Origin of the sequence: Cellulomonas sp. (assembly GCF_035634735.1) — a bacterium.
GTDB lineage: Bacteria > Actinomycetota > Actinomycetes > Actinomycetales > Cellulomonadaceae > Cellulomonas.
Map to the genome: position 1 here is coordinate 1 of NZ_DASQCJ010000166.1, position 4,888 is coordinate 4,888.

The window sequence follows — 4,888 nt, forward strand, 5'->3', positions numbered from 1 at the left end:
CGGGAGCCAGCAGCCCCGCGCCAGCAGCTCCGGTCCCGCCGCGCGCGCGACCTCCGCCGCCGGCCCGTCGTGCGTCACCCGGCCGTCGGCGGACAGCACGACCCACCGGCCCGGCAGCCCGGCGACGCCCGCGTCCCCCGCGAGGCCGTCCAGCCGGTGCTCCACGAGCACGCACGCGGCGCCGGTCGCCTGCCGCGCGGCCGCCAGCGCCGCCCGCACGGCCGCCACCCCGTCCGCGTCCAGCATCGACGTCGGCTCGTCCAGCAGCAGGAGCCGGGGCCGGGTGACCACGGCGGCGGCGAGGCCGACCCGCTGGAGCTCGCCGCCGGACAGCGCGTCCGTGCGCCGGCCGGCCAGGTGCGCGGCGTCGATCGCCGCGAGCGCCGCCGCGACCGCGGGGCCGATCGCGGCGGGCGGCGTCCCGAGGTTCTCCAGCGGGAACGCGACCTCGTCCGCGACGTCCGCGAGGCAGACGCCGGTCTCCGGGTCCTGCGCGAGCACGCCCACCACGTCCGCGAGCGCCGCGACGCCGTGCTCCGCGACCGCCCGGCCGCCGACGGCGACCCGCCCGTGCACGCGCGCGGGGACGGCGTGCGGCACCGCGCCGTGCAGGCAGCGCAGCAGCGTCGACTTCCCCGCCCCCGACGGCCCCAGCACCAGGACCTGCTCGCCGGGGTCGAGCCGCAGGTCGACCGGGCCGACCCCGGCGCCGCCGTCGAGCACCGCCTCGAGCCCGGCGACGTCGAGCACGGCCGCCGCCTCAGCCGGCACGGCGCTCGAGCACCGGGCGCTCCGCCGCCGCCGCCCGCCCGATCGCGAACCCGTCCAGCACCCCGGTGCGGAGCAGCGCGTCGACGACCACCTTGGCCAGCAGGCCGCCCAGCACGACGCCGGACGCGGCCTGGAGGACCAGCCGCAGCACCAGCACGTCCTGCCCGTACCAGCCGAACCGGAACGCCGACCACGCGAACACGAGGGTCGCGCCGAGCAGCCCGGACACCGCGAACCGGGCCCAGCCGAACCGCCGGTACCGACCGAGCGCGAACGGGAGCTCGCTGCCCAGGCCCTGGAGCAGCGCCGCGACGATCAGCAGCGGCCCCACGGGCGAGCCGAGGAACACCACCTCGACCACGGAGGCGAGCACCTCCGCGAGCACGCCGACGCCGGGCCGGCGGATGATCGCGATCGCGATCGGCGCCACCAGCAGCCAGCCGCCGAGCAGCAGGTGCTGCGCGAGGTCGCCCGCGGGGCCCATGAGCACCGCGAGGCCGTTCCACGCCTGGACGAGCGCCCAGTACAGGAACCCGAACACCACGCCGAGGACGACCATGAGCACGATGTCCTTCAGCGCGAGCGGCTCCCTCCGGCGCCCGCCGGCGACGCCCTCAGCCACGGGACCGGGTCGGGCTGTTGAGCGAGAAGGTGACGTGGCTGGTCACGTGCTGGACGCCCCGGCCGACCCGCGCCCACGCGCCGACGACCGTCTCGACGAGCGCGCCGACGTCGCCCTCGAGCCGCGTGACGAAGTGCTCGGACCCCCGGAAGGTCCCGTTCTCCCGCGCCAGGCCGATCGCCGCCTCGATGTCGCGCATGTGGTCGGGCACGACGCCGGCCCGGACGTCGTCGGCCAGCGGGTAGAGCGCCCACTCCGCCGCGCCGGACCGGCCGGTGCGGCGGCCCGGCGGCAGCGCGACCCGGCGCGGCCCCGCACCGCCCGGCAGCGCGCACCGCACCTCGCCGGGGCAGCCGCGGGACAGGTGCAGCGTCACCGCCGCGTGCTCGCCGGTGGCGGCCACCGCGTCGACCAGGTCGGTGAGGTAGCGCAGCAGGTCCGCCTCGGCGCCGCCGACGTAGGTGCTCACGTCGCCGGTCTGCACGACCAGGCCGTCCGCGGCCACGGAGCCCAGGACCGCGAGGATCGTCTCGGCGTACCGGTCGGACATCACCGCGACGGTGACGCGGGCGCCGACCCCGAACCGCAGCGGGTCGGCCACCAGGTCGGCGGCCTCCGCGGGCCCGGGCTGCGTCGTCGGGGGTGTCGGGATCATGCGTCCTCCTGTGCTGGTCGGCCTCAGCACGGGAGGACGGCGGACGGGTGCCCGGCATCCTGCGAGATGTCGCTCCCTGCGCTGGCATGATCCAGATCAGGTTCTACGGTCGGAGTTCGAGTACTCCCTCTCAGCCCGGCTCACCGGACTCCCGTGCTGCGACGACGCTAGCAGCACCGCCCCTAGGCTGGCCCCGTGAGCCGCAAGCAGCCGTCGTCCGGGACGCCCGCGCTGGTCGCGCTGGCCGCCGCCGGGGTCCCGCACACCGCGCACGCCTACGACCACGACCCGCGCAGCACGGTCGGGTACGGCCTGGAGGCCGCCGAGGTGCTGGGCATCGACCCCGAGCAGGTCTACAAGACCCTGCTGGCGTCGGTGGACGGGACGCTCACCGTCGCCGTGGTGCCCGTCGCCGGCAAGCTCGACCTCAAGGCGCTGGCCCACGCGGTCGGCGGCAAGAAGGCCGTGATGGCCGACCCCGCCGCCGCCGAGCGCGCGACCGGGTACGTGGTCGGCGGCATCTCCCCGCTCGGCCAGAAGACCCCGCACCCGACCGTCGTCGACGAGACCGTGCAGCTGTTCGACACCGTGTTCGTGTCCGGCGGCCGCCGGGGCCTGGACGTCGAGCTGGCCCCGGACGACCTCATCCGGCTGACGGCGGCGACGGTCGCGGACATCGCCCGCGGCTGACCGCCGCCGCCCCGCCCCGGCAGCGCGCCCGGCCCTACCGCGCGCTCCGCGCCAGCGTCCGCACCCCCACCAGCAGCCCGAGCGCCGCGGTGAGCACCGCCGCCACCGCGCCCCACGCCACGGTCGCGGACGCGAGGTCCCCGGCGAACAGCGCGCGCTCCGCGTCCACCACGTAGCGCAGCGGGTTCACGTCCGCGGCGGCCTGCATCCACCGCGGCCCGGTCTCGAGCGGGAGCAGCATCCCGGACAGGATGAGCAGCGGGAACAGCAGGGTCTGCTGCACGGCCCAGAACATCCAGTCCTGCTTCCGGACCGCGATCGCCAGCGCGTAGGACAGCGACCCGATCCCGACGCCGAACACCGCGAGCAGCACCAGCCCGAGCAGCGCCCCGGCCGGGCTGAACGAGAAGCCGAACGGCAGCATCACCGCCACGACGACGACCGACTGCGCGACGATCGGCACCATCTCCTTCCAGGACCGGCCGACGAGCTGCGCCGACCGGGCCAGCGGGGTGACGAGCAGCCGCTCGTGCGCGCCGGTCTGCATCTCGAACAGCAGGTTCGCGCCGGTCGTGGACGTGCCGAACAGGGTCGTCATCACGAGGATGCCGGGCACGAACCACGCCCAGACGTCCCCGCCGGGCAGCCCGTCCCCGACCGACCCGGCCAGCAGCGGACCGAACAGGCCGAGGAACACCACGGGCTGGATCAGCCCGAACACGACGGAGAACGGGTCGCGCACGGTCGGCAGCAGCTCGCGGGTCATCACGAGCCAGGCGTCGCCCCACCAGGACCGGGTGGCCTCGCGGGCGGGCAGGGTTTCGGCGGGCAGGGTCTGGGCGGTCGTCGCGGTCATGCCGCCACCTCCACGGGGTCGGCCGACCGCGCGGCCCCCTCCTCGCGGAGGCTGCGGCCGGTGAGGGTCAGGAACACGTCGTCGAGCGTGGGCTGGTGCCCCTCGGCCCGGGCGACGGCGAGGCCGCGGGCGCCCGCGGCGGCGAGCACCGCGGGCAGCGCGGTCGGGGCGTCGGCGACGCGGGCGCGGACCTCGGCCCCGTCGACCTCGACGTCGCGCGCGCCGGGCGCCCGGGCGGCGACCTCCGCGAGCGCCGGCGCGCCCGCGGGGTCCGCCGCCGCGAGCACCAGCCGGTCCCCCGCCAGCGTGTGCTTCAGCGCCGCGGCGGTGTCGTCCGCGATCACCCGGCCCTCGTCGACGACCACGACCCGCTCGGCCATCTGGTCGGCCTCGTCCAGGTAGTGCGTGGTGAGCACGACGGTCATCGCGTGCCGCTCGCGGAGCCGGAGGATGTGCTCCCAGAGGTTGGCCCGGTTGTGCGGGTCCAGCCCGGTCGACGGCTCGTCCAGGAACAGCAGCCGCGGGGCGTGCACCAGCCCGAGCGCGACGTCGAGCCGGCGCCGCTGGCCGCCGGACAGGTCGGAGACCTTGCGGCGCGCGAAGGGCTCGAGGTCGAGCTGGTCCATGAGCTCGGCGGCCCGGCGCCGCGCGTCCCGGCGGTCGAGGCCGTAGATCGTGCCCTGCACCACGAGCTCGTCGGCGGCCCGCTGCGCGTGCCCGGCGCCGTTCCCCTGGCCGACGTAGCCGATCCGGCGGCGCACGGTCCCCGGCTCCCGCGCGATGTCCGCCCCGGCCACCTCGGCGGTGCCCGACGTCGGGGCGATCAGCGTGGTGAGCATCCGGATGGTGGTCGTCTTCCCGGCCCCGTTGGGCCCGAGCACGGCGACGAGCTCGCCCGGCGCGATCTCGAGGTCCAGGCCGCGCACGGCGTGCACCGTCGGCCCCTTGCCCCCGGCGAAGTCCTTGGTCAGTCCCCTGGTGCGGATCATGGCGGGTTCCCCTCTGCTGGTCATGACCCCACCGTGGCCCTGGTAGCGGTCACATCCTGTCCGCTACCCGGAGCAGACTGGCCCCATGACCGCGATCCCCGACCTGGCCGACGCCCCGGCGACGCCGTCGTCGCGGCTGCTCGCCCTGCTGTCCCTGCTGCAGGCCCGGCGCGACTGGCCGGGCGACGTGCTCGCGGGCCGGCTCGGCGTCAGCCCCCGCACGGTGCGCCGCGACGTCGACCGCCTGCGCGTCCTCGGCTACCCCGTGCACGCGACGAAGGGGCCCGACGGCGGGTACCGGCTCG

Annotated in this window: 7 protein-coding genes and 1 riboswitch; of the genes, 2 read left to right on the forward strand and 5 right to left on the reverse strand. The window is 76.7% G+C overall.

Features of this window, described 5'->3' with window-relative positions:
- From VER05_RS13985 to VER05_RS13995, 3 genes are all read right to left on the reverse strand, one after another.
- Positions 1-750 (reverse strand): ATP-binding cassette domain-containing protein (locus VER05_RS13985; protein ID WP_324845944.1); only part of this gene is annotated, 750 nt, incomplete at its 3' end.
- A gap of 10 nt (positions 751-760) precedes the next feature.
- Positions 761-1,393: an ECF transporter S component gene (locus VER05_RS13990; RefSeq protein WP_324845945.1), complete on the reverse strand. Its 633-nt coding sequence runs from the start codon at positions 1,391-1,393 to the stop codon at positions 761-763.
- Complete coding sequence (locus VER05_RS13995; RefSeq protein WP_324845946.1) at positions 1,386-2,048, reverse strand: YkoF family thiamine/hydroxymethylpyrimidine-binding protein; 663 nt, start codon at positions 2,046-2,048, stop codon at positions 1,386-1,388. The genes VER05_RS13990 and VER05_RS13995 overlap by 8 nt, the downstream gene beginning before the upstream one ends.
- A gap of 56 nt (positions 2,049-2,104) precedes the next feature.
- Positions 2,105-2,213: riboswitch (TPP riboswitch) on the reverse strand.
- Between the two features lie 30 nt (positions 2,214-2,243).
- On the opposite strand from VER05_RS13995, the gene ybaK reads away from it, so the two are divergent.
- A complete protein-coding gene (ybaK, locus tag VER05_RS14000) occupies positions 2,244-2,738 on the forward strand; it encodes a Cys-tRNA(Pro) deacylase (RefSeq protein ID WP_324845947.1) in 495 nt (164 codons plus the stop codon).
- A 34-nt stretch (positions 2,739-2,772) separates the two neighbouring features.
- Here ybaK and VER05_RS14005 read toward each other — a convergent pair whose 3' ends face one another.
- Both VER05_RS14005 and VER05_RS14010 read right to left on the reverse strand, forming a co-directional pair.
- The gene (locus tag VER05_RS14005; protein WP_324845948.1) at positions 2,773-3,594 is read right to left on the reverse strand and encodes an ABC transporter permease; all 822 of its coding nucleotides are present in this window, start codon (positions 3,592-3,594) and stop codon (positions 2,773-2,775) included.
- Positions 3,591-4,583 (reverse strand): ABC transporter ATP-binding protein, encoded by a 993-nt coding sequence (locus VER05_RS14010; RefSeq protein WP_324845950.1) that lies wholly within the window; start codon positions 4,581-4,583, stop codon positions 3,591-3,593. The genes VER05_RS14005 and VER05_RS14010 overlap by 4 nt, the downstream gene beginning before the upstream one ends.
- 85 nt (positions 4,584-4,668) lie before the next feature.
- On the opposite strand from VER05_RS14010, the gene VER05_RS14015 reads away from it, so the two are divergent.
- Positions 4,669-4,888: helix-turn-helix domain-containing protein (locus tag VER05_RS14015; RefSeq protein ID WP_324845949.1), on the forward strand; the 220-nt coding region annotated here is incomplete at its 3' end.